The following is a 23,522-nucleotide window of genomic DNA, read 5'->3' as shown; positions in this document are numbered from 1 at the left end:
TGTCACGCCTTGCGCCACGCACCGTCCACCTTCTCGGCCAGCCCCGCAGCGAGAAGCTCGCCGAGTGCCGTCAGCACCTCCCTGGGAGTCCTGCCACAACTCGTCGCGACGTGGTCGACGCTCGCAGCGCGGCGCACCGGCAAGGCATCCCAGACGGCGCGAGCCGTGGCGCCCACCGCATCCTCCGGTTTGACGAGCGCAGGGAGGGTGTCGCGCGTCGTCTGCTGTGCCCCGTACCCGGCCATCAACTCGATGACGTCGTCGGCCCCGGTGACGAGCACCGCCGCGCCGTCGCGCACGAGCTCGTGGCAGCCGGCGCTGGCGGCCGAGGTGACCGGCCCTGGCACGGCCCCGACGACGCGTTGGATCTCCTCGGCGCGCCTGGCCGTGCTGAGCGACCCCGAACGCAACCCCGCCTCGACGACCACCGTGCCCGGCGTCAGCGCGGCGATGAGTCGGTTGCGGTGCAGGAAGCGTTGCCTCATCGGAGCGAATCCGAGCGGCATCTCACTCACGATGGCTCCCCGCTCTCGGATGGCGCTGAAGAGTGCGTCATGAGCGCTCGGATAGAGGCGGTCGACCCCACCGGGCAGAACGCAGACAGTGCCGGCGTCGCCGGCGAGGGCCCCACGATGCGCCGCGGCATCGATGCCGAAGGCCCCGCCTGACACCACGGCCACGCCATGGCTGCCAACCCCGAGAGCGATCTCGGCGGCAACGCGCTGGCCGTAGTGGGTGGCCGCCCTCGCCCCGACGAGGGCGACGGAGCGCTCGCACAACGACCGCACGTCGGCCTCGCCGACGACGAAGAGGGCGTGCGGCGGCTGAGGGAGATCGTCGAGTCGCTCGGGCCAGCCGTCGTACGAGGGCAGGAGAATGCGAGCGCCGAACGTCTCGATGCGCCGCAGTTGCTCGGGAAGGTCGAGCTGTTCCAGGCGGGCGGCGAAATTGGTGAGTTTCTCCGGGTGCGTACGCACCGCGGCGAGCGCCTCGGGGTACCCCACGCCGTCGATGAGCAGCTGGGCCTTGGCATCGCGCGGTTCTGCGATGTGCGCCCACACGAGGCGGGCGAGCTGTTCGTCCTGCTCGGCTGCGTCACGCCAGGCGTGCCCCGTTCCTGACAGAAGGTCGTTGCGGGAGGTCGTCGTGGTCATGCTGCTTGCTGCCCTTCTCTCAGAGTGAGGGCGGCGTAGACGTCGTCCTTCGTGGGTTTGTCTGCGCCTCGTAGGTCGCACAGGGTCCAGGCCAGGCGCAGTGTGCGGTCGTAGCCGCGCAGGGTGAGGTTTCCGGTGTCGAGGGCGGCGTCCAGCGTTGCCGTGTCTGCCGGGGTAAGCGACCACGGCGAGGAGCGCAGGATCGAACCGGGCACCTCCGCGTTGAGCGCCAGCCCCAGTGGCGCCCAACGGCGCGCTGAGCGCTCGCGCACCTCACGCACCCGCGCGGCCACCTCCTCGCTGCTCTCCCCCGGCCCGCTCGCGAGATCGGCTCGCGTCACAGCAGGCACCTGGAGGTGGACGTCAATGCGGTCGAGTAGCGGCCCGGAGAGGCGTTTGAGGTATTCGCGTCGGGCTCGAGTTCCGCACGAACATCCCGCACCTGAGCCGGTGTAGCGCCCGCACGGGCACGGATTGCTGGCGACGACGAGCTGGAAGCGTGAGGGAAACCGCACCGATTGCTGGGCCCGGGTGATCGTGACGAAGCCACGCTCGAGGGGCTGACGCAGCGCGTCGAGCACCGGCCGCTTGAACTCCGGCGCCTCGTCGAGGAACAGCACGCCAGCGTGCGCTTCGGTAATGGCTCCGGGGCGGGGCCGCCCCGTCCCACCGCCGACCAACGCCGGCATCGTGATGCTGTGGTGGGGCGCGACGAAGGGCGCACGCTCCTTGAGCGCCTGCCCGTCGACCTTGCCGAGCACCGACTGGACGCTCGTGACGACGAGAGCTTCCTCCCGTGAAAGCGGCGGCAGGATGCTCGGCAGGCGGCTGGCGAGCAAGGTCTTTCCCGCACCGGGCGGACCGATCATCGACACGTTGTGACCACCGGCGGCAGCCACCTCGATGGCAGCCCGTGCCTCGTACTGTCCGACGACATCACGCAGGTCGCCGGTCTCCTCCGGCTCGGCCTCCTCGCCGGGTTCCGGCCACGGCAGGTCGAGCGTCTTGCCCTGGGCGCGCACGCGGTGGAAGGCGACGACATCCGACAGCGAACGCACGGGGTGCACCCGAATACCGCTGACGAGCGATGCCTCGGCTGCGTTCGCGGCGGGCACGAGCAACTCACGCACGTTGCCCGCAAGCGCGGCGACACACGCCGGGAGGACGCCGCGCACCTCCCTGACGCTGCCGTCCATGCCGAGTTCGCCGATGTGCCCCACGCGGGCGACGTCAGCGGGGTCGAGGGAACGGGTTGCCGCGAGAATCGCGACAGCCATGGCGAGATCGAGGCCGGCCCCGGACTTCTGTTCCGAGGCAGGAGCGAGGTTGATCGTGAGACGCGTGTCGGGGAACGTCAGCTCCGACTGCGTCATTGCCGAACGCAGACGGTTCGGCGCTTGTGACACCGCCGTGTCCGGCAGCCCGGAGATGACGACCTTGGGCAGCCCTTGCCCGACGCTCACCTCGACATCGACGACGAGACCGTCGATGCCGGTGACGACGACGGCCTTCGTCTTGCCGAAGCTCACAGGATCACCCGCTTGCGGTGATCGATGCGGGCTCTCTCCCCCGCCCATTCGACGCCAATGACGTCAACACGTACACCGCGTGCCCGCACCTCGTGTTCGGCGGCCCAGAGCCCGGCCAACCGCCTCAGGCGCCGATGCTTCTCCTCGGTGACGGCCTCGACCGCGCGTCCGAAGCGCAGCGAACGACGCGTCTTGACCTCGACGACGACGAGTTCGCCACCGTCGATCGCGACGAGGTCGATCTCCCCCTCACGGCAGCGCCAATTGGTGTCGACGACCTCGTAGCCGCGGTTCTCCAGGTACGCGCGAACGAGCTCTTCGCCGTCCCGGCCCAGGGTTCGGCGCGCCTCGGTCGCCGCAGACCGCGACGCCGCGGCCCTCGTATCGTGGTCCATGTCCACCACCTCCGGGACCAGCAAAGGTCTCGGAGGTTCTACTGGTCACCTTCGGAAGCAGCGGACCTGTGGAGAAGGCTGCTCGGGTGCTGACGAGCACCCCGTGAGCGTCACATCTGTGGGCGAATCAGGTGAAGTCGGGGCCGTCGGGGATCTCGAGGTCGTTCTTCGACAGTTCTTCGACGTTGACGTCCTTGAACGTCACGACGCGCACGGTCTTGACGAAGCGCGCCGGGCGGTAGATGTCCCACACCCACGCGTCCTGCATCGTGACGTCGAAGAAGACGTCGGCGCCCTCACCACGCACCTTCATGTCGACGGCGTTGCACAGGTAGAAGCGACGCTCGGTCTCCACGACGTAGCGGAAGAGCCCGACGACGTCGCGGTATTCGCGGTAGAGGGCCAGTTCCTGCTCGTTCTCGTACCGTTCGAGGTCCTCGGCGCTCATGCCTGCGTGCTCCTCACGTCATGGTGTGCTTCGGGCACCTGCTGGTCTTCTGCCTCGGCCGCGCGGAAAGTCTTCCACGAGCGACGGTGCAACTCACACGGCCCGTGCTCGGCGATCGCCGCCAGGTGTCCGGGCGCCGAATACCCCTTGTTGATCTCCCACCCGTAGACGGGGTGGTCGGGGGCAGCCTCGGCCATCATGGCATCACGCTCCACCTTCGCGAGCAAACTTGCCCCGGCCACCGACGAGCACCGCATGTCGGCCTTGATCTGGGTGACGACCTCGGGTGCACCCCCGACGACGTCCACCGCGTCGAGTAGTCCGAGCAGGCCGACGCTCTCGGGTTCGGTGAGCCAGTCGTGCTTGCCGTCGAGGATGACGACGTCCGGCGTCACCTCGAGGGCCGCGAGCGCCCGGGTGCCGGCGAGACGGAGTGCCCGTGTCATGCCCATCTCGTCGATCTCGGCAGGACTGGCGTGCCCGACGGCGCCTGCGACGGCCCATCGGCGCACCTTCGCAGCCAGCGCCGGACGCTTGGGTTCGGGCACGAGCTTGGAATCCTTGACGCCCTGCGGCACGGTGCCCGTCGTCGCGGAGACGACGCAGACGCCCACGCTCACCGGCCCCGCGAGGGCGCCGCGGCCCACCTCGTCCATGCCGGCGATCAGTGTTCGCCCGTCGCGCAGCAGTTGCCGCTCGAGGCGCAGGGTGGGCGTCTTCGACGGGGTACGAACCGCCACGTCGGGCCTCCTCTCGGCGTCCGGGCTCATGAGCCGGACCAATACTTCCACGCCACGCGACCGACCACCTTGTCCACGGGCACGTACCCCCCGCCGGGGTCACCGAGATGGTTGCGGGAGTCGTCGGAGTCATCTCGGTTGTCGCCCATGACGAACAGCTTTCCCTCGGGCACTCGCACGGAGAACGGCTGTGCCGAGGCTCGCTTCGAGCCCCGTCCGAGGTACGGCTCGGCCACACGTCGACCGTTCACCGTGAGCACGCCCTTGTGGTCGACGACGACGTGATCGCCGCCGACACCGATGATCCGTTTGAGGTAGTCCTGCTCGTCCGGGCGGAACCCGAGCCATCCGGATGCGGTGTCGATGACGGCGAGCACTCCCCCGCGTTCGGCGGGCTGATAAAGCGAGCCCTCGCCGGAGAAGACGACGACGTCACCTCGGGCGAACTCGGCGCGCTTGTCGACGACGATGCGGTCGCCGGCCCCATAGTTCGGTTCCATCGAGCGCGACGGCACGGTGAAGGTCTCGAACCAGAAGGCGTGGGCGAGGAGCATTCCGACGACGATGACGCTGAGGACGCCGATGGCCGTCCGCCGCCAGGGAACGCCGAAGGCGCGACCTCGTCGTGAGGTCGCGCCTTCGGGTGAGCGACCGGACGCAGCGTGACGCTTCATCGCAGGGTCGCTTCGGTTCGTCGCGAGGTTCAGGCCTTCTTGGCCGGAACGGCGTCGCGCTTCTCCTTGATCTTGGCAGCCTTACCGCGCAGGTCGCGCAGGTAGTACAGCTTGGCGCGACGGACGTCACCGCGCGTCAGAACCTCGATCTTGTCGATGACCGGGGTGTGCACCGGGAAGGTACGCTCCACGCCGACACCGAAGGAAACCTTGCGGACGGTGAAGGTCTCGCCGACGCCGCCGCCGTGACGGCGGATGACGACACCCTTGAAGACCTGGACACGCGAGCGCGTGCCCTCGATGACCTTGACGTGGACGTTCAGCGTGTCACCGGCGCGGAAGTCGGGGACGTCGGAGCGCAGGCTCGCCGCGTCGATCGCGTCGAACTTCTTCATGATCTACTCAAATCTGTGGCACACGCAGGTTGCCACGGTCAGGCTCGGCCGGAGCCGAGTTGCTGTCGGTTGTGCGCCTCGTCGAGTCTCATGGTCCGGCGTGTTCGGTGCGGTGATGCCCGAGATGATCTGGATCAAAACCCCGGGGGTACCGACCGGCCGTGCCACTCCCCCTGCGGCGGGGACTCGTCGTGACAAGACGCAAGGACTCATCTTGCCAGAGCGGGCGCGCTCTCACGAAATCGCGCGACCTCCTGGACACGGGCGTGCGTGGAGCGTCAGCTCTGGCGTCGCTTCTCCAGGTCAACCGTGCCGGAACGGGTGCCCCCACCCGGCATCACCCTGTACTTGGCCTTCTTCGCGAGGCGCAGGACGCGCTCACGTCCGACGTCTACGTTCACGCGCAAGCGGGTGATGTCGGCGGGCGCTGCGGCCTCTGCGTACTCGAGCAGCGCGCGACCCAGGCCACGCCCGGAGAGGTCGGGCGCAACCATGAGCCGCCCGATCTCCCACGTGGTCTGACGCTCGGGCAGCCGGCGGGCGCGCACCGAGGCGACGAGACGCCCCTCGCTGCGCACCACCCACGTCGTCCAGTTCGCTTGCGCGTCACGCAGATCATCGACGGTTTCTGCCGGCGCTTCCCACCAGGCGTGCTCCGGCTCGGCACCGGCCACTTCTCCGGCCCAGCAGGCGCGCTGCAGGGTCATGAGTTCGCCGAGGTCGGCCGGCACGAGCGCCTGCGGCACGATGTCGATGCCCGCGAGCGCCGCCGACGCGTGAAGCAAGTCGGGGCGCCGGGCGGCCGTTCGTTCGAGGCGCTGCTCGTGCCGCCATGCCGCCACCTTGGCGTGGTCGCCGGAGAGGAGGACCGGCGGAACCTCACGCTCACGCCATGACGCCGGCTTCGTGTAGACGGGGTACTCGAGCAGGCCGTCCTCGTGCGATTCCTCGACGAGCGACTCCGCGTTCCCCATGAAGCCCGGCAGGAGCCGTGCGGCTGCCTCGATCATGGCGAGCACCGCGACCTCACCGCCGTTGAGGACGTAGTCACCCAGGGAGATGACGCGCACAGGCATCACCTCAGCGGCCGCTTCGTAGACGCGTTCGTCGATGCCCTCGTACCGGCCGCAGGCGAAGATCATCCAGGGCTCGTCGGCGAGCTCACGCGCCACCTTCTGCGTGAGCACCTCTCCCCCGGGCCCGGGAACGATGAGCGTCGGCGTGCCCTCGCCGAGGCCGCGCACGTGCTCGAACGCCTCCCACCACGGCTGAGGTTTCATCACCATGCCGGCGCCGCCCCCGTAGGGCGTGTCGTCGACGGTGCGGTGCCGGTCGTGGGCGAAGTCGCGCAGGTCGTGCACGGCGACCTCGAGCAACCCCTTGCGCTGGGCCTGGCCGGGCAGGCTGAGGTTCAGCGGTTCAAGGTACTCCGGAAAGATCGAGATGATGTCGCAGCGCACGAATCAGGCTTCTTCGACGTCGTCGGAGTGAGCATCGGTGGGGCGTCCCAGTTCCAGCAGGCCGGGCGGCGGTGTGACGACGATGCGGCGCTCGTCCTCGTCGACCTCCGGCACGATCTCCTCGACGAACGGCAGGAGAACGTCGTAGCCGTCCACCCCGTCGACGACGAGCAGGTCCTGCATCTCCCGCGATTCGAGACCCTTGACAGTTCCGACGGCCGTGCCGTCCTCGAGGACGACGCCGAAGCCGAGCAGGTCTTCCTCGTACCAGGCGTCGTCCTCGACCAGTTCGTCCGCGGCCGCAAGCAGGTTGATGCCGCGTAGCCCCTCGGCAGCGGTGCGGTCGGGAGCCTCCTCGAACGCCAGGAGGTAGATGCCGTTGTGGACGCGCGTCGACCGCAGCGTCAGCGGTCCGCGGTGAGCGGGGTCGGTGACGAAGGCTGCCCCGGCGACGAAGCGTTCCTCGGGCGAATCGGTGTGCACCTGCACCGTCACTTCACCTTTGAGCCCGTGGGCCTTTCCGATTCGTGCGACGACAACTTCATCCATGCCTCCATTCTGTCAGGACATGCCCACCGCTTCGTCGTCCCCGCGGGCAGGGGCGATTCCTACTACGGTTGGGGCAGGACCCACACGGAGGAGAGAACATGAGCAACCCCATGGACCCCCAGAACAACCCGCAGCAGAACTACGGCAACCAGCCGAACTACGACGCGAACGGCCAGTCGCAGGCTCCCTACGGCCAGGGCAGCCAGGCTCCCTACGGTCAGCCCGGTCAGGATGTCTACGGTCAGCAGGCGCAGGGCGGCTTCGGCCAGCCCGGTGGCGCGCCGTACCAGGGCATGACGATGGAGAACAAGAAGGCCCTGCCGGCCCTCATCTGCTCCTTCCTCGGCCTCCTGTGCGGCATCCTCTCGATCGTCGGAATCGTCCTCGGCGTCATCGCCCAGAAGGAAATCCGCGAGAGCAACGGCATGCAGACGGGCGCTGAGAAGGCCAAGCTGGCCATCATCGTCGGCGCCGTCGTCACCATCCTCAACCTGGGTATCGGTATCTGGGTGGCCACTCAGGGCTGACCCCGGCACGAGCGACGAAGGGCTGCATCCCCACCGGATGCAGCCCTTCGTCATGTTCACATCAGGGATAGAAGGCCGCGCCGATCGGCAGGTTCCGATACAGCGAGAAGGCGACGCACACCGCGATCAGCACCGGCGCCACGACACCCCGCTGCACCGGGAACATCCACGGACGCGTGCTGCCGGTCCATCGATCCCGAACAACGCTGATCCACCACGCGAGCACCAAGGGCACGGCACTCACGAGGAGCGGATTGCTGAAGAAGGCATCGACGATACGCAGGTTGGTGAGGTCGTTCACGGCACGCAGGCCGCCGCAGAAGGGGCAAGCAAGACCGAACAGCGCGATGGACGGGCAGCGTCCCCACGACGCATCGACGTGAGGATCACGCAGGTACAGGAGGCCGGAGGCCAGCGCCAAGGAACCGGCGACGACGAACGGCCCCAAGAGACGGCGCTCCCGAGGGCGCTGGTCTCGAGCCACCATCGTTTCGGTCACCCTTCAACGCTACCTTTCGCCTGCCGGCGGCCCGGCATCCCCTCCAGACCCGAAGAACACGAAGCAGCCCTCCCACCTCGTCGAGGTGGGAGGGCTGCTTCGTCGGTGCACCGGCTCAGCGCGAACGGTCGGTGTCGACGATGTCGACGCGAACCGAACGGCCACCGGCCAGCGCGGAGACCACGGTGCGAAGGGCGGACGCCGTTCGACCGGAACGGCCGATCACGCGACCGAGGTCGTCCGGGTGGACGCGAACCTCGAGGAGTTCACCCCGTCGTCCGTCCTTGTGACGCACGACGACGTCGCCGTCATGGTCGACGATGCCCTTGACGAGGTGCTCCAGTGCTTCTTCGAGCACGAGGATCAGGCCTCTTCGGTCTTCTCGGCCTCAGCTGCGGGAGCCTCTTCGGCCTTCTCCTCAGCCTTGGCCTCGTCAGCCTTGGGCTCCTCGGCCTTGTCGGCCTTCTTCTTGGCCGTCGTGGCGCCGCCCTTGGAGGTGTCGGCGTTCTGAGCGGCCTTGAGAGCGGCTTCGTAGAGGGCCTTCTTGTCGGCCTTCGGCTCGGCCGTCTTCAGCGTGCCCTCGGCACCCGGCTCGCCCTTGAACTTCTGCCAGTCACCCGTGATCTTGAGGAGCGCGGCGACCTGCTCGGTCGGCTGCGCGCCGACGGAGAGCCAGTACTGCGCGCGCTCGCCGTCGATCTCGATGAGGCTCGGCTCTTCCTTGGGGTGGTACTTGCCGATCTCCTCGATGGCACGGCCGTCGCGCTTCGTACGGCTGTCCATGACGACAACGCGGTACTGGGGCTGACGGATCTTGCCGAGGCGCTTGAGGCGGATCTTGACTGCCATGGTGGCGGTCTCACTTTCTGTGTAGGTGAACCACGGCGAGACCGCTCGAGCGAACGGGCACGAGCGCAGCCTGACGCGAAGGAAATTTCGCGGATGACCGACGTCGACCGGCGTCCGAACGGGGAACCGTGATTCGGGGTAGGCGTGCATCCGGCCGATTGCCGGGCGCACGGGTACAGCTTCATTCTGCCAGAAGCGAGCCCACCCGCCGAATCCCCTCCCCTCCGTCAGCCGTCCTCGCGCGCGTGCCGCTCGAGGAACTGGTAGACCTCGGTGTCGTCGACGCCGGGGAACGTGCCGGGCGGCATGGCGGCGAGCAGGTGCGAGTGCACGCGAGCGCTCGGCCAGGAGCGACCGTCCCATCGGCTCGCAAGTTCCTGTGGAGGGCGCGTGCAGCACGACGGGTCGGGGCAGCGCGAGAGCGAACGCTCGGTCGTCTCCCGGCCGCGGAACCACTTGACGTGCTGGTAGGGCGTACCGACGTTGACGGAGAACAAGCCACTCGGCGTGCGGTCCACGAACGCCGAGCACCAGTACGTGCCCGAGCGCGTGTCCGTGTACTGCTGGTAGGAGCGCGACAGGTCGGGCTGATCGAAGACGGCGCGCGCCGTCCAGTGCTTGCACACGCGCTGGCCCTCGATCGCGCCCGTGGCGTCGGTCGGGAACTGGATGCCGTCGTTCTCGTACGCCTTGTAGATGACGCCGTCGGAGCTGATGCGCATGAAGTGCACGGGGATGTCGAGCACCTTCGTCGCGAGGTTCGTGAAGCGGTGCGCCGCCGTCTCGTAGGAGACGCCGTAGGCATCGCGCAGATCCTCGATGGAGATGTCCTTGGCCTCCTTCGCGTCGAGAAGGCGGCGCCCCACCTCCTTCTCCGGCATGAGCACGGCGGCGGCGAAGTAGTTGATCTCGACGCGCTGGGAAAGGAACTCCGCGTAGTCGGCCGGCACCTCGTGGTCGAGCACGAGATGACCGAGGGCCTGCAGGGCGAGAGACCGTGCGTCGTGCTGGCCGGCCTCCGGCTGCGGCAGATAGATGCGCCGGTTCGCGAGGTCGCTCACCGTCCGGGTTGAGCCGGGAAGATCCGAGGTGTGCACGAGCTGGTAGCCGAGGTGTTCGGCGATGCGGTCCACAGAGGCTCGCGAGACGGGCCCACCACGGTGCCCGACGTCGGAGAGCAACTGCGCAGCCGCGCCCTCGATGTCGGCGAAGTAGTTGTCGGCCTGCCTCATCCGGGTGCGCAGCTCGGCGTTCGCGCGCCGTGCGTGCTCGGGCGTCGCCGCCTGCTCGCTGCGCATCGCCGCCATCGCCTCGTGCATTCCGACGAGTGCCTCGAGCGCCTCGGTGGGCAGCCGCGGTCCGATGCGGACGCTCGGCAGCCCGAGCGAGGCGTACGTCGACGCCCGCTGCGCACGCTCCAGACGGATCTCGAGGGCCGCTCGCCGTGACGGCGGCGCTGTCGCGAGAAGGTCGGCGAGCGGCACGTCGAGCGCCTCGGCCAGCGACGTGAGGACCGAGAGCCTCGGCTCCCTCTTGCCGTTCTCGATGAGCGAGAGCGCCGACGGGCTCATGCCGATCGCCCCCGCCACGTCACCGAGGGTGCGCTCCGCCTGCTGACGCACGTGACGCAGGCGCCGGCCGATCGTCAGGGCGTCGGGGGCTGCCCGCTCCACGGGCGCCGCCTCCTCGGCCGCAGCACGGGCCGAGGCGAGCCGCCCTTCGCGCATCTTCTCGTTCATGACTCCACTTTCCGGCCTGCGTGACGGCCGTCACGCCAGCTTCGCGACGAAAGACGGCTCAAACTTGTTCAAAACGTAAATATTCGTCGATCTTTACTCGAAAAGTATACCTACTTGTGCGTTCTTCTCGGTCAGAGTTGAGTCATCGATCCCCACCGGGCACCTACCAGGGCCCATAGAGGAAGGACTGGAGCCAATGACCTCCGAGCAGATCATCAAGACGATCGACGACCGCGCAGCCGCGATCCAGAAGGACTGGGACACGAACGAGCGCTGGAAGAACGTCGAGCGCGAGTACACCGCCCAGGACGTCGCTCGCCTCCAGGGCAACGTGCAGGAGGAGTTCACCCTCGCCAAGCGCGGTGCCGAGCAGCTGTGGGACAAGCTCCACACGGAGGACTTCGTCAACGCCCTCGGTGCGCTGACGGGTAACCAGGCCGTCCAGCAGGTCAAGGCCGGCCTCAAGGCCATCTACCTGTCCGGTTGGCAGGTCGCCGGTGACGCGAACCTCGCCGGTCAGACCTACCCGGACCAGTCGCTCTACCCGGCCAACTCCGTGCCGCAGGTCGTGCGCCGCATCAACAACGCGCTCATGCGCGCCGACGAGATCGAGTTCTCCGAGGGCACCAAGTCCGTCGACGAGTGGATCGTCCCGATCGTCGCCGACGCCGAGGCCGGCTTTGGTGGCCCGCTCAACGCCTACGAGCTCATGAAGTCCATGATCAACGCCGGTGCCGCGGGTGTGCACTGGGAGGACCAGCTCGCGTCGGAGAAGAAGTGCGGTCACCTCGGTGGCAAGGTGCTCATCCCGACGAAGCAGCACGTTCGCACGCTGAACGCCGCCCGCCTCGCCGCCGACGTCTCGAACGTCCCGTCGGTCGTCATCGCCCGTACGGACGCCGAGGCCGCGACGCTCATCACCTCCGACGTCGACGAGCGCGACCAGCAGTTCCTCACCGGTGAGCGCACCAACGAGGGCTTCTACAAGGTTCGCAACGGCATCGAGCCCTGCATCGAGCGCGCCAAGGCCTACGCGCCCTACGCCGACCTCATCTGGATGGAGACGGGCACGCCGGACCTCGAGCTGGCCAAGAAGTTCGCCGAGGCCGTCAAGGCCGAGTACCCGGACCAGATGCTGGCCTACAACTGCTCGCCGTCGTTCAACTGGCGCAAGCACCTCGACGACGAGACGATCGCGAAGTTCCAGAAGGAACTCGGCGCGATGGGCTTCAAGTTCCAGTTCATCACCCTCGCCGGCTTCCACGCCCTCAACTACTCGATGTTCGACCTGGCTCACGGCTACGCTCGCGAGCAGATGACGGCGTACGTCGACCTGCAGGAGCGCGAGTTCGCCTCGGAGAGCCGCGGCTACACGGCCACGAAGCACCAGCGCGAGGTCGGCACGGGTTACTTCGACCTGGTCTCCACGACGCTCAACCCCGAGTCGTCGACGACCGCCCTCAAGGACTCGACGGAGAGCGCTCAGTTCTGATCGCCACCGTCTGAGTAAGACCAACCCCCGCCTGTGCGGCCACCTGGCTCCGACCGCACGGGCGGGGGTTCACTTTCCACCCCGTCCAGCACCCGAACCCGCTCCACGAGGGCCTGCGTATCGGGGATGATGGGTTTCACCGTTCCACCCGCGACGCCCGACGGCGTTGCCCCCGCGCTTCTTCGAAGGAGGGCCCCATGAGCTCTTCACCCACCGTCCGCGGCCGGATGCACCCGGGCTTCGACGAGATCCTCACCCCCGACGCCCTCGCGTTCCTGGCGCGCCTCGACGGCGAGTTCGCAGGACGTCGCGCCGACCTTCTCGCGCAGCGTCGCGCGCAGTCGCGTCGTATCAACCGGGGAGCCGACCTCGACTTCTCGCTCGAGGAGATCGCCGCGCGTGAGGACGACTCGTGGAGCGTCGCCCCGATCGCTCCGGGCCTCGCCGACCGCCGCGTCGAACTCGTCGCGCCGGTGACGCGCAGCCACGTCGAGCACGCGATGGCGTCGAACGCGTCCACCTGGCTGGCCGACCTCGAAGACGCCACGGCGCCCACCTGGTTCAACCTCATCGACGGTCAGATCGTCCTGCGTGACGCGGTGCGCGCCTACGCGGCCCGCCCGCAGATCAAGCGCCCGACGCTCATCATGCGCCCGCGTGCCTGGCACCTGTGCGAGAAGCACATCACGATCGACGGTCGCCCGATCTCGGCCACGCTCGTCGACTTCGGCCTATACTTCTTCCACAACGCGAAGGCGCTCATCGAAGCCGGCTACGGCCCGTACTTCTACCTGCCGAAGATCGAGTCCGGTGCCGAAGCGCGCCTGTGGAACGACATCTTCAACGCGGCCCAGGACGCCCTCGACATCCCGCGCGGCACGGTGCGCGCCACCGTCCTCATCGAGACGCTGCCCGCAGCGTTCGCGATGGAGGAGATCCTCTTCGAGCTGCGCGAGCACGCCTCGGGCCTCAACGCGGGCCGCTGGGACTACATCTTCAGCTACGTGCGCACCTTCGCCCACCGCGGTGACGAGTACGTGCTGCCCGACCGCGAGCGCATCACGATGACGACACCGTTCATGCGCACGTTCACCGACCTGCTCGTCGCCACCGCCCACAAGCGCGGCACGCACGCCATCGCGGCGCCGGCGGCGAACAACCCGACGGTTCAGGACGAGGAGCGCCGTCACCGCGCGCTCAACGTCGTGCACGCCGAGAAGGAGCGTGAGGCCGAGGAGGGATTCGACGGCTCCTGGGTGGCGCACCCGGCCATGGTCGACACCGTGATGTCGGCGTTCACGCACGTGCTCGGCGACAAGCTCGACCAGATCGAGGTCAAGCGCACGCCGCGTCACGACGCGCACGCGCTCGTCAGCCTCGAAGGCACGATACAGACCACGAGCCTGCACGGTGTGCGCAGCAACGTCAGCGTCGCCCTGCAGTACCTCGCCGCGTGGATCGACGGCCAGGGCGCCGTCGCCATCGGCAACTTCATGGAGGACGCCGCGACGACCGAGATCTGCCGTGCGCAGCTGTGGCAGTGGATGCACCACTCGACGCAGCTCGCCGAAGGTCCGCAGGTCTCGCGTGCCCTGCTCCAACGCCTCATCGACGAGGAGATGATCAAGCTCAAGCGCGGCGCCGACGCCGACATTCAGTTGCGTCTCGACGAGGCCCGTGAGGTGCTCGAGCGTTCGGCCCTGACCGACGAACTTCCCGGGTTCTTCACGAACTACGCCTACGTGCGGTTCCTCCTCGACGAAGGCCTGCGCATGCCGCGCGGCATCGACGCCGAGGACCTGCGTCAGTCGGAGAAGGTTGCCGGCGACGCGGCCTGATCGACAGGTGGTAGACAAGGGGATGTGCCGAGAAGTCGGCACATCCCCTTGTCTATGCCCCGAGTGAAAGGCACCTTCCGATGATCTTCATCGTCGTCAAGTTCGACGTCCGCCCCGAGCACGCCGAGACGTGGATGGACCACGTCGCAGCGTTCACCGAGGCCACCCGCGCCGAGAGCGGCAACCTGTGGTTCGACTGGAGCCGCAGCGTCGAGAACCCGAACGAGTACGTGCTCGTGGAAGCGTTCAAGGACGACGCCGCAGAGGCACACGTGAACTCCGAGCACTTCAAGACGTTCACCGCCGAGACGCCTGACAAGCTCGCCTCCACGCCGCGAATCATCAGCCGCCAGATCGACGGCGAGGGCTGGGACGAGATGGGCGAGATCAGCGTCGACTGACGGCCCTCGACAGCCCCTCAGACGAGGCGCGGGCGCAGTCGGAGAGCCGCCCGCGTCACGTCTGAGGGATTGCCGCTGATGCTCGCGACGATGTCGTCACCGCGGGCGACGGTGGCGCCGGCACGCAACAGCGCGTCGTGAGCGGCCTCCGCGTCGTCACCGGCCGACCACACGACGGGCGCCGCTGCGTACCGGGCCGTCGTGAGGGCGGCGTCGAACGGCACGTCGGCGAGGGCCACTCCCCCGAGTTCACGTGCGACCGCGAAGGCCGCAGCGGCCGGCGTGCCCGACCCGCACACGATGACACCCGTGGGCAGATCGTTCGCGGTGTGCGGCGCCGCGGGCCATTCCTCGCGCGTCACGGCGAACGAGTCGTGATCGAACCACGCGCTCCGACCCCCGAGACCGTCGGCCAGCCACAACATCCGGCGCATCGTGCGCTCGCGGCGGAACCCCAGGGAGCGCAGGAGGCCGGCCGACGTGTCGTTGCCGATGCGCACGTTCGCCTCGAGGCGATGAAGCCCCATACCGTGGGGCGCCTGACGTAGCACGATGCCGACGACGAGGGCCATCCCCTCGCGGAACAGACCGGTACCGACGTAGGGATCGAACGCGTTGTAGCCCATGGTGGCGCTCATGAAACGGCCGTGGACGACATTCGTCACGTTGACGCAGCCCACGAGCCCCGCCTCGTCACCTGCCACCCGGGCAGCGTCCTTGGCGCGGATGAGAAACGTGCGGTGCGTGGCCGACTGCGCCGCGAGGTGGTGGACGAGGTCGTCCGGGTTGACCGGGTTCCAGCGGCCGATCCGAGACGCTGACCGTGTCATCGCCTCCCGGTACGGCGCGATGTCACCACCCGTCGCCACACTGACGTGGACACGCTCACCGTCGGCGACGAGGAGGCGCCCGTCGTCCTCACTCAACGACGCGTCCGCGCAGGATGACATGCGTGGGCGCGGCGAGCACGCGAACGTCGTCGCGCGGGTCGCTCTCGTACTGCACGAGGTCAGCCGGGGCACCCTCGACGAGCGCTTCGTGGCCCAGCCATTCGCGAGCGCCCCACGTCGCCGTCGCGATGGCCTCGGTCGCGCTCATCCCGACGTTGAGCATCTCCTCCACCTCACGGGCGACGAGGCCGTGGGGCAACTGCCCGCCGGCGTCGGTGCCCGCGAAGATGCGCAAGCCTGCGTCCCGGGCCGCGCCGATGGTCTCGTACCGGCGCGCGTGTAGGTCACGCATGTGAGCGGCGTAGCCGGGGAACTTCTTCTCCCCCGCCTGCGCGAAGCTCGGGAAGTTGTCGAGGTTGATGAGCGTGGGCACGATCGCGATGTCGCGCTCGGCGAACATCGCGATGGTCTCCTCGGTGAGGCCGCTCGCGTGTTCGATGCAGTCGATGCCGGCTTCGGCAAAGTCGACGAGCGACTGCTCACCGAAGCAGTGGGCCGTGACGCGAGCGCCCTCCTCGTGGGCTGCGTCGATCGCCGGTGTGAGGGCCTCCTTGGGCCAGCAGGGCGCGAGGTCGCCGGCGTCGCGGTCGATCCAGTCGCCGACGAGCTTCACCCAGCCGTCGCCGCGGCGGGCTTCCTGACGCACGTAGGCGACGAGGTCCTCCGGCTCGATCTCGTGGGCGAAGTTCTTGATGTAGCGCTTCGTGCGCGCGATGTGACGTCCGGCGCGCACGATGCGCGGCAGGTCCTCGCGTTCGTCAATCCAGTGGGTGTCGACGGGTGAACCGCAGTCACGCAGGAGGAGCGCGCCGGCCGAGCGGTCGGCCAACGCATGCGCCTCGGCGTTCTCCGGCGCCCCACCGTGGGCTTCCAGGCCGACGTGACAGTGCGCGTCGACGAGGCCCGGAAGGAAGGTGCCCTCCAGACGTGTGGCGTCTGCGGTGGCTGCGCCGTCAGGGGTCTCGAAGGTGATGCGTCCGTCGATCACCCACGCTTCGGCCGCTTCGTCATCGGGGCCACGCAGGACGCGACCGGTCAGGTGCAGGACGGTGTCGCTCATGCTCGTGACCCTAACGGGAGCCACCGACCCAACGGGCGAGTAGGTGCGATGTTCCTCACGTTGTCCGCCCATTTTCGCCGAGTGACGGCGACGTGTGGAGGGCCTTCCCAGGCGTGAGCCGTATTCTGAAGGGATGTCCGGTTCGGTGGTTCTCGTGCATGGTGTGCGCTCTTCGCGCACCATGTGGCGACCCCAGATCAAGCGCCTGACGAAGCGAGGCTTCCACGTCGTCGCGCCTGATCTTCCCGGTCACGGCGAGCGTCAGGACGAGGAGTTCTCGCTCGCTGCGGCGTTGGCCACCATCGACGAGGCCGTCGCGTCGTGCCCCGAGCCGCCGATGCTCGTCGGGTTGTCACTCGGCGGCTACCTGTCGCTGCAGTACGCCGCCACCACGCAGCGTCCCCTACGCGCCGTAACGGTGGCGGGGTGCACCGCCGTCCCGAACCGCTTCCTCGCGGTGGTGTTCGGCGCCTACCTCTCCTGGCGGGACCGGCTTCCCGGCAGCGCGGACGACAGCGTTCTCGCCGCCTTCGCGAAGGCCAACTCGCCCAAGGCCGCGCGCCACTACTACGGCGGCGGTCGCGCGAAGGCTCACGTCGTGGCCCCCGTCATGCGCGCACTGGGCCGCCTCGACGTTCTCGAGGCGATCGGCTCGATCGACGTGCCCGTGACGATCATCAACGGCCGCCGTGACGAGTTCCGCATCCACGAGCGTCGCTTCCTCGCGGCCAACGACGCGGCCCGTCTCGTCGTGCTCGACGACGCCGGTCACATCTCGAACCTCAACCGGCCCAAGCGCTTCACTAAGGAGCTGCGGGCGGCGTTCGAGCGCGCCGAGCGCCCGCCCCTCGTCGTCGCGTAGCCGACAATTCCTTCACCGGCTGTCCCCGAGCTGGGACGGCGAAGGGCCGACCACTTCGTGTGTGGTCGGCCCTTCACGGTCATGCAGCGCTCTTCGCGCGATCAGTCCTTGTCAGCGCCCGGGCCGAGGAACTTCTCGAAGCCCTTGGGCAGCTTCATGTTGGAGTAGTCGGGCTCTTCCTTCATCTGCCCGAACGCGTTCTCCATGGCCTGGTTACGGGCGGCATCGGCCTTCTTCGCTGCCTCCGCTTCCTGCTGCGCGCGCTTGGCCGGGTTACCGCTCTTGCCCTTCTTCTTGGGCTGGCTCTTGCCGCGCTTGCCGCCACCGGCACCCATGCCCGGCATCCCGGGCATTCCCGGCATACCGCCGCCGTTCTTCAGCTGACGCATCATCTTCTGCGCCTGGCCGAAGCGCTCGAGCAGCTGGTTGACCTCGGAGACGCTCACGCCCGAACCGCGCGCGATGCGCGCACGGCGCGAACCGTTGATCTGCTTGGGGTTGTTGCGCTCGAACGGCGTCATCGAGTGGACGATGGCCTCGACGCGGTCGAACTCGCGCTCGTCGAGGGCGTTGAGCTGGTCACGCATCTGGCCCATGCCCGGCATCATGCCGAGCAGGCCCTTGATGTTCCCCATCTTCTTGATGGCCGACATCTGCTGGAGGAAGTCGTCGAACGTGAAGTCCTCGCCACCGGAGAACTTGCGGGCCATCTCGGCGGCCTGGCGCTTGTCGAAGGCCCGCTCGGCCTGCTCGATGAGGGTGAGCACGTCGCCCATGTCGAGGATGCGCGACGCCATGCGGTCGGGGTGGAAAACCTCGACGTCCTTGACGCCTTCACCCGTGGACGCGTACATGATGGGACGGCCGGTGATGGAGGCGACGGACAGAGCCGCACCACCGCGGGCGTCACCGTCGAGCTTCGACAGGACGACACCCGTGAAGTCGACGCCGTCCTGGAACGCCGTCGCCGTCTCGATGGCAGCCTGGCCGATCATCGCGTCGATGACGAACAGCACCTCGTGCGGGTTGATGGCCGCGCGGATGTCGGCCGCTTGCTGCATGAGGTTCTCGTCGACGGCCAGACGACCGGCGGTGTCGACGATGACGACGTCGTACTGACGCAGCTTGGCCTGGTTGACGCCAGCCTGGGCGACCCACACCGGGTCGCCGTAGGAGCGGGTGCCCTCGGCGTTCTCGGAGACCGCGTCGTGACCACCCTCGTTGCCGCGCTCGGGAGCGAAGACGGGCACACCCGCGCGCTCACCGACGACCTCGAGCTGACGCACGGCGTTCGGACGCTGGAGGTCGGCGGCCACGAGCACCGGGAAGTGGCCCTCGTCGCGCAGACGGCGGGCCAGCTTGCCGGCGAACGTCGTCTTACCCGAACCCTGCAGACCCGCGAGCATGATGACCGTCGGGCCCGACTTCGCCATCGTCAGGCGCCGGGTCTGACCACCGAGGATCTCGACGAGTTCCTCGTTGACGATCTTGACGACCTGCTGGCCCGGGTTGAGCGCCTGGCTCACCTCGGCACCCAGCGCGCGCTCGCGCACACCACGGGTGAACTGCTTGACGACCGGCAGGGCGACGTCCGCATCGAGCAGCGCCATCCGGATGTCGCGGATGGTCGAGTTGATGTCGGACTCGGTCAGACGCCCCTTGCCACGAAGATTCGTGAAGGTGGCTGTCAGACGGTCGGAAAGGCTGTTGAACACCGGTTTAGGTTACCCGCTCGCCCCGGGCGCCGTCAGATCGACTCCGTGGGACCGCGCCTGCGGCGCACCTGAGCGTTCTGCTCGTTCACCGAGAGCGCAGGGCGCCTCGAACGGCATCGAGCGCACGATCGAGCGCATGAGGATCCAGCGTCCCAGCGTCAGCTGCCCTCACCGTGAAGACGTCGACCGCCCGGCCCGCGCTGGTCATGACGCTCGCAGCGACGAGCGCCACGCCGCAGGCCGCGAGGGCGCGTCCCACGTCGAAGAGGAGCCCGACGCGGTCGGGCGCGCGCACTTCGATCCGCTGCGCGTCCCCTGCGGACGACACACGTCGCACGAGAACGTCGCTCGGCCGCTCTGACCCGGCGTGAGCCCGGTGCGCGGGAACGTCCAGGGCACGAAGGGGCGTGCGATCTCCACACCGGAGCGCGCGCAGGGCTCTCTCGAGCTCCGTGACGTCTGGCAACTCCCCGTGCGGCGCCTCGACCGACCACCGATCCAGGGCCAGCCCCTCTCGCGTCGTGATCGCAGCAGCGACGACCCTCAGTCGCCTCAGGGCCAGGAGCCCGGCCGTGTCGGCGAAGAGTCCGGGCCGGTCGACGTCGACGACCGTGAGAACAGCTGAGCGCACGTCCTTGCGCTCGACCTGAAGCACGACATCCCCGTCACGAACCCTCTGCGCGTCCTGTGCCGTCGGCTCCCAGCCGACCCGCGGATTCGAGGTGGCGACCTCGTGTGTCAGCTGTGCCTCCGCGCGCCGCACGAGATCGGCCACGAGACCCGCACGCCACGAGGTCCACGCTCCGGTACCGGTGGCCACGGCGTCGGCTTCGGTGAGCGCGGCAAGAAGCTGGAGCACCTGCTCCTGACCGGAGACGGCCTCGATGACGACATCAGCCGTGCGCGGATCGTCAGGGTCGCGTCGAGTGGCGCACTCGGCCAACGTGAGGTGGTGGCGCACGAGCCGTTCGACGACCGCGGCGTCGTTCGCATCGAATCCCATCCGCTCGCAGATGGCCCGGGCGACGGGGGCACCCTCGACACTGTGGTCCCGCTGACCAGACACCTTGCCGATGTCGTGAAGGAACGCCGCGACGACGAGGAGATCCGGACGAGCCACCCTCACGAGCAGTGGCTCGCAGGCCGCGCACGCCTCGATGAGGTGGCGGTCTACGGTGAAACGGTGAAGCGCGTTTCGCTGGGGGCGTGATCGGATCGACGCCCACTCCGGAAACCATGCGTCGATCACGCCGATGCGGTCGAGGTCCTCCCACACGTCGACGAGGCCCGCACCGGAGGCGAGCAGCTCGACGAAGGCCTCCCGCACCGGCGCCGGCCAGGGCGTGGGAAGGCGGGGAAGGTCAGAGGCGAGCTTCACGGCCGTCGCCGGAGCGATACGCATTCCTCGACGCGCTGCCTGCGTGGCCGCGCGAAGGAGCTGCACGACGCCCGGCTCACGCGGTGAGCCACCGAGCACGACTTCCCCGTCGTGGAGGAAGAGGCCGTACCCCAGCGGCGTCAGGCGCGGGCGACGCGGCCCCACCCGAAGACCCCGTGCACGCTGTGCCTGCGAGGCGGAACGAACCGCGGTATCGCGCACGTGCGCCACGGCGCGCCCCGCGTTAACGACCCGGGTGAGCAGTTCGTCGGCATCCTGCAGACCGAGGAGCTGGGCCACGGCATCCTGGTGCTGTAGTCCCAGAGTCGCGCGCCCCCGCTCGGTCACCACCTGCAGCGCGTCGCGAACGTCCAGCAGAGTCGTTCGAGCCGGATCGAGAGCCCCCCGCTGCGGATCTGCGAGCCAGGCCGTCGTCAAGGCATCGATGAGCAGGAGGTCGCGCAGACCACCACCGGACTCCTTGAGATCAGGCTCCAAAGTCCCCGAAACAGCCGCGAAGCTCGCGTGCCTCGCCTCGAAAGATTCGAGCACCTCCGGAAGTCGCTTGCGGGCTGCGGCGCGCCAGTCCACGCCAACACTCTGGCGCACCCCTGCCACAAGGGTCGCGTCGCCCGCCACGGGCGCGAGATCGAGCATCCCCACCGCAGCGGCAAGATCACCTGAGGCGGCCTTTCGGCATTCTGCGAGCGTGCGAACCGAATGGTCGAAACGCACACCGGCGTCCCACAGCGGGTACCAGAGGCCGTCGGCCAGCCGGCTGAGACGCTCGGCTCCCACTCGACCGGTGTGCACCAGGACGAGGTCCACGTCACTGAGGGGGCCGGCCTCCCCCCTGGCCTGCGAGCCGACCACGGCAAGCGCAACGTCTGTCGTGCCGGAGGAGAAACCCGCAGCCGAGATCGCCTCCTGCCATACCTGCTCGAGGTAGCCCTGGGCGTGCTCGGCGAGACGGAGCCGGCGAGCACGCCCGGCGCCCGGACTGCTGAATCCCAGTGCCGTGGCGAGTTCGAGGCGCTCGGCGTAGTGGGCGGAGGCCAGGACCATCAGTTCTCCGCCCACGACGTGCAGCCGGCCGGGGTCACAGCGCCGCCGGACCCGTCTCACCTGTGCGAACACGCACGACGTCCTCAACCGGCACGGTCCACACCTTGCCGTCGCCGATGCGTCCCGTCTGCGCGGCACGCACGACGGCGTCGACGACGGCGGGCGCGTCGGCGCCGTCGATGACGACCTCGATGCGCAGCTTCGGCACGAAGTCGACGCTGTACTCGGCGCCGCGGTAAACCTCGCTGTGGCCGCGCTGGCGGCCGTAGCCGCTGACCTCGCTCACCGTCATCCCGGCGATGCCATAGGCCTCGAGGGCTTCCTTGACGTCGTCGAGCTTGAACGGCTTGATGATGGCGGTGACGAGTTTCATGCCTGCACTCCTCGCGGGTCGTTGTGTTCTGCGCCGGTGGTGCTGCCACCGAGGGGGCCGTGGCCGGACGGCAGCAGGCCGTGGCCGACGCGGGTACCGGAGGCGAACCCACCGAAATCGTAGGCGGATTCGGCGTGCTCGGCGGAGTCGATGCCCGCGAGCTCGTCGTCGTGGTCGATGCGCCAGCCCATCGTCGCCTTGAGGGCGAGACCGATGACGGCGGTGAGCACGCCCGTGAACGCGAGGCAACCGAGCGCGATGACGATCTGCACGACCGTCTGCTCGTAGCCCTTGCCGTAGAGCAGGCCGTTCGTCGTCGACAGCAGGCCGGCGCCGATCGTGCCCCACAGGCCGGAGACGAGGTGGACGCCGACGACGTCGAGCGAGTCGTCCAGGTTGAACTTGAACTTCAGGCTGACGGCCAGGGCGCTGAGGATGCCGGCGACCGCGCCGAGGATGAGCGAGCCGACGGGGCTGAGCGCACCACAGGCGGGGGTGATCGCGACGAGACCGGCGACGACGCCGGAGGCGGCACCGATGGACGTCGCCTCACCGTCCTTGATCTTCTCGACGGCGAGCCAACCGATCATCGCCGCACACGTCGCGGCGGTCGTGTTGACCCACACGAGGGCGGCCGAACCGTCTGCGGCGAGCTCGGAACCCGCGTTGAACCCGAACCAGCCGAACCAGAGCAGACCGGCGCCGAGCATGGTCAGCGGCACGTTGTGGGGGCGCATGGGCACGCGGCCGAAACCGGCGCGGCGCCCGACGATGAGGGCGAGGACGAGGCCCGCCATGCCTGCGTTGATGTGGACGACGGTGCCGCCCGCGAAGTCGATCGGTGCGAACGTGGCCTTGCCGTCGGTCGAACCGAACATCGTCGCGGCGACGCCCTGGTCGGTGCCGCCGAGTAACCCGCCGCCCCACACCATGTGCGCGATCGGGAAGTACACGATCGTCGCCCAGATCGCGGAGAAGACGAGCCACGTCGAGAACTTCACACGGTCGGCGATGGCGCCGGAGATGAGCGCGACCGTCAGGCCCGCGAAGGTGAGCTGGAAGCCCACGAACGCGAGCTCGGGGATGTTTCCGTAGCCCTCGTACCCGAACGAGTTGAACACGTCGGCGACGTTGTGCAGACCGAACTTGTCACCCGGGTTCGCGATCAGCCCGGCGATGTCGTGGGTGCCGAACGACATCGAGTAGCCGTAGAGCACATAGATGATGCCGACGACGCCGAGGGCGCCGAACGACATCATCATCATGTTGAGCACCGACTTGGAGCGCGTCATCCCGCCGTAGAACAACGCCAGCGCGGGCGTCATCATGAGCACGAGCGATGCGCACAAGAGGACGAATGCGGTGGCCGCATAGTCGAGTTTGGGGGCGGCCTCTGCCGCCAGAAGGTGTGCGTTCATGCTCAGTGATCC

General features: G+C 68.4%; 24 protein-coding genes. 5 read left to right on the top strand and 19 right to left on the bottom strand.

Going from position 1 to position 23,522, the window contains the following annotated elements:
* Positions 1-2: 2 nt before the first annotated feature.
* The 9 genes from dprA to rimM form a co-directional block, all read right to left on the bottom strand.
* Complete coding sequence (gene dprA / locus EVU97_RS09095; protein ID WP_129665224.1) at positions 3-1,154, bottom strand: DNA-processing protein DprA; 1,152 nt, start codon at positions 1,152-1,154, stop codon at positions 3-5.
* The gene (locus EVU97_RS09090; RefSeq protein WP_240730180.1) at positions 1,151-2,683 is read right to left on the bottom strand and encodes a YifB family Mg chelatase-like AAA ATPase; all 1,533 of its coding nucleotides are present in this window, start codon (positions 2,681-2,683) and stop codon (positions 1,151-1,153) included. Before EVU97_RS09090 ends, dprA begins: the two co-directional genes overlap by 4 nt.
* Positions 2,680-3,078 (bottom strand): YraN family protein, encoded by a 399-nt coding sequence (locus tag EVU97_RS09085; protein WP_118912713.1) that lies wholly within the window; start codon positions 3,076-3,078, stop codon positions 2,680-2,682. Before EVU97_RS09085 ends, EVU97_RS09090 begins: the two co-directional genes overlap by 4 nt.
* A 127-nt stretch (positions 3,079-3,205) precedes the next feature.
* Positions 3,206-3,526, bottom strand: a complete 321-nt coding sequence (locus EVU97_RS09080; RefSeq protein ID WP_047311985.1) for a DUF2469 domain-containing protein — start codon at positions 3,524-3,526, stop codon at positions 3,206-3,208.
* The gene (locus EVU97_RS09075) at positions 3,523-4,266 is read right to left on the bottom strand and encodes a ribonuclease HII (protein WP_240730179.1); all 744 of its coding nucleotides are present in this window, start codon (positions 4,264-4,266) and stop codon (positions 3,523-3,525) included. The genes EVU97_RS09080 and EVU97_RS09075 overlap by 4 nt, the downstream gene beginning before the upstream one ends.
* Before the next feature lie 26 nt (positions 4,267-4,292).
* Entirely contained in the window at positions 4,293-4,940 is a 648-nt protein-coding gene (gene lepB, locus EVU97_RS09070; RefSeq protein ID WP_129665220.1) for a signal peptidase I, read from the bottom strand.
* Positions 4,941-4,969: 29 nt separating this feature from the next.
* Positions 4,970-5,335, bottom strand: coding sequence for a 50S ribosomal protein L19 (gene rplS, locus EVU97_RS09065; protein ID WP_118912716.1), 366 nt, complete (start codon positions 5,333-5,335; stop codon positions 4,970-4,972).
* Positions 5,336-5,613: 278 nt separating this feature from the next.
* A complete protein-coding gene (gene trmD / locus EVU97_RS09060) occupies positions 5,614-6,795 on the bottom strand; it encodes a tRNA (guanosine(37)-N1)-methyltransferase TrmD (RefSeq protein WP_047311982.1) in 1,182 nt (393 codons plus the stop codon).
* Positions 6,796-6,798: 3 nt separating this feature from the next.
* Positions 6,799-7,344, bottom strand: a complete 546-nt coding sequence (gene rimM / locus EVU97_RS09055) for a ribosome maturation factor RimM (protein WP_129665218.1) — start codon at positions 7,342-7,344, stop codon at positions 6,799-6,801.
* Positions 7,345-7,442: 98 nt separating this feature from the next.
* Between rimM and EVU97_RS09050 the strand changes: the two genes are divergently transcribed.
* Entirely contained in the window at positions 7,443-7,871 is a 429-nt protein-coding gene (locus EVU97_RS09050) for a DUF4190 domain-containing protein (RefSeq protein WP_129665216.1), read from the top strand.
* 61 nt (positions 7,872-7,932) lie between these two features.
* Here EVU97_RS09050 and EVU97_RS09045 read toward each other — a convergent pair whose 3' ends face one another.
* The 4 genes from EVU97_RS09045 to EVU97_RS09030 all read right to left on the bottom strand — a co-directional run bounded on the left by EVU97_RS09045 (position 7,933) and on the right by EVU97_RS09030 (position 10,958).
* Positions 7,933-8,370 (bottom strand): DUF2752 domain-containing protein, encoded by a 438-nt coding sequence (locus tag EVU97_RS09045; RefSeq protein WP_082128826.1) that lies wholly within the window; start codon positions 8,368-8,370, stop codon positions 7,933-7,935.
* Positions 8,371-8,485: 115 nt separating this feature from the next.
* The gene (locus tag EVU97_RS09040) at positions 8,486-8,728 is read right to left on the bottom strand and encodes an RNA-binding protein (RefSeq protein WP_047311979.1); all 243 of its coding nucleotides are present in this window, start codon (positions 8,726-8,728) and stop codon (positions 8,486-8,488) included.
* Between the two features lie 5 nt (positions 8,729-8,733).
* Positions 8,734-9,219, bottom strand: coding sequence for a 30S ribosomal protein S16 (rpsP, locus tag EVU97_RS09035; RefSeq protein WP_047312203.1), 486 nt, complete (start codon positions 9,217-9,219; stop codon positions 8,734-8,736).
* A 227-nt stretch (positions 9,220-9,446) separates the two neighbouring features.
* Complete coding sequence (locus tag EVU97_RS09030; protein ID WP_047311978.1) at positions 9,447-10,958, bottom strand: helix-turn-helix transcriptional regulator; 1,512 nt, start codon at positions 10,956-10,958, stop codon at positions 9,447-9,449.
* Between the two features lie 196 nt (positions 10,959-11,154).
* Between EVU97_RS09030 and aceA the strand changes: the two genes are divergently transcribed.
* The 3 genes from aceA to EVU97_RS09015 all read left to right on the top strand — a co-directional run bounded on the left by aceA (position 11,155) and on the right by EVU97_RS09015 (position 14,689).
* On the top strand, positions 11,155-12,450 hold the full coding sequence (gene aceA, locus EVU97_RS09025; RefSeq protein WP_129665214.1) for an isocitrate lyase: 1,296 nt from the start codon (positions 11,155-11,157) through the stop codon (positions 12,448-12,450).
* A gap of 197 nt (positions 12,451-12,647) precedes the next feature.
* A complete protein-coding gene (gene aceB, locus EVU97_RS09020; RefSeq protein ID WP_129665212.1) occupies positions 12,648-14,288 on the top strand; it encodes a malate synthase A in 1,641 nt (546 codons plus the stop codon).
* An 80-nt stretch (positions 14,289-14,368) separates the two neighbouring features.
* Positions 14,369-14,689, top strand: coding sequence for a putative quinol monooxygenase (locus EVU97_RS09015; RefSeq protein ID WP_118912723.1), 321 nt, complete (start codon positions 14,369-14,371; stop codon positions 14,687-14,689).
* Between the two features lie 17 nt (positions 14,690-14,706).
* Here EVU97_RS09015 and EVU97_RS09010 read toward each other — a convergent pair whose 3' ends face one another.
* Complete coding sequence (locus EVU97_RS09010; protein WP_205744882.1) at positions 14,707-15,615, bottom strand: GNAT family N-acetyltransferase; 909 nt, start codon at positions 15,613-15,615, stop codon at positions 14,707-14,709.
* Positions 15,608-16,699, bottom strand: coding sequence for an amidohydrolase family protein (locus EVU97_RS09005; protein ID WP_129665208.1), 1,092 nt, complete (start codon positions 16,697-16,699; stop codon positions 15,608-15,610). The genes EVU97_RS09010 and EVU97_RS09005 overlap by 8 nt, the downstream gene beginning before the upstream one ends.
* A gap of 133 nt (positions 16,700-16,832) precedes the next feature.
* Between EVU97_RS09005 and EVU97_RS09000 the strand changes: the two genes are divergently transcribed.
* Positions 16,833-17,561 (top strand): alpha/beta fold hydrolase, encoded by a 729-nt coding sequence (locus EVU97_RS09000; RefSeq protein WP_129665205.1) that lies wholly within the window; start codon positions 16,833-16,835, stop codon positions 17,559-17,561.
* Between the two features lie 101 nt (positions 17,562-17,662).
* Here EVU97_RS09000 and ffh read toward each other — a convergent pair whose 3' ends face one another.
* From ffh to EVU97_RS08980, 4 genes are all read right to left on the bottom strand, one after another.
* On the bottom strand, positions 17,663-19,276 hold the full coding sequence (gene ffh / locus EVU97_RS08995) for a signal recognition particle protein (protein WP_129665203.1): 1,614 nt from the start codon (positions 19,274-19,276) through the stop codon (positions 17,663-17,665).
* 85 nt (positions 19,277-19,361) lie between these two features.
* Complete coding sequence (locus EVU97_RS08990; protein ID WP_129665201.1) at positions 19,362-21,719, bottom strand: [protein-PII] uridylyltransferase; 2,358 nt, start codon at positions 21,717-21,719, stop codon at positions 19,362-19,364.
* A 34-nt stretch (positions 21,720-21,753) separates the two neighbouring features.
* The gene (locus EVU97_RS08985; RefSeq protein ID WP_129665199.1) at positions 21,754-22,092 is read right to left on the bottom strand and encodes a P-II family nitrogen regulator; all 339 of its coding nucleotides are present in this window, start codon (positions 22,090-22,092) and stop codon (positions 21,754-21,756) included.
* Entirely contained in the window at positions 22,089-23,510 is a 1,422-nt protein-coding gene (locus tag EVU97_RS08980) for an ammonium transporter (protein WP_047311969.1), read from the bottom strand. Before EVU97_RS08980 ends, EVU97_RS08985 begins: the two co-directional genes overlap by 4 nt.
* Positions 23,511-23,522 lie beyond the last annotated feature (12 nt).

This window comes from Dermacoccus sp. 147Ba (genome assembly GCF_004151355.1).
GTDB lineage: Bacteria > Actinomycetota > Actinomycetes > Actinomycetales > Dermatophilaceae > Dermacoccus > Dermacoccus abyssi.
Note: the sequence above shows the minus strand (reverse complement) of the source record. Positions and strands in the feature narration are given on the sequence as shown.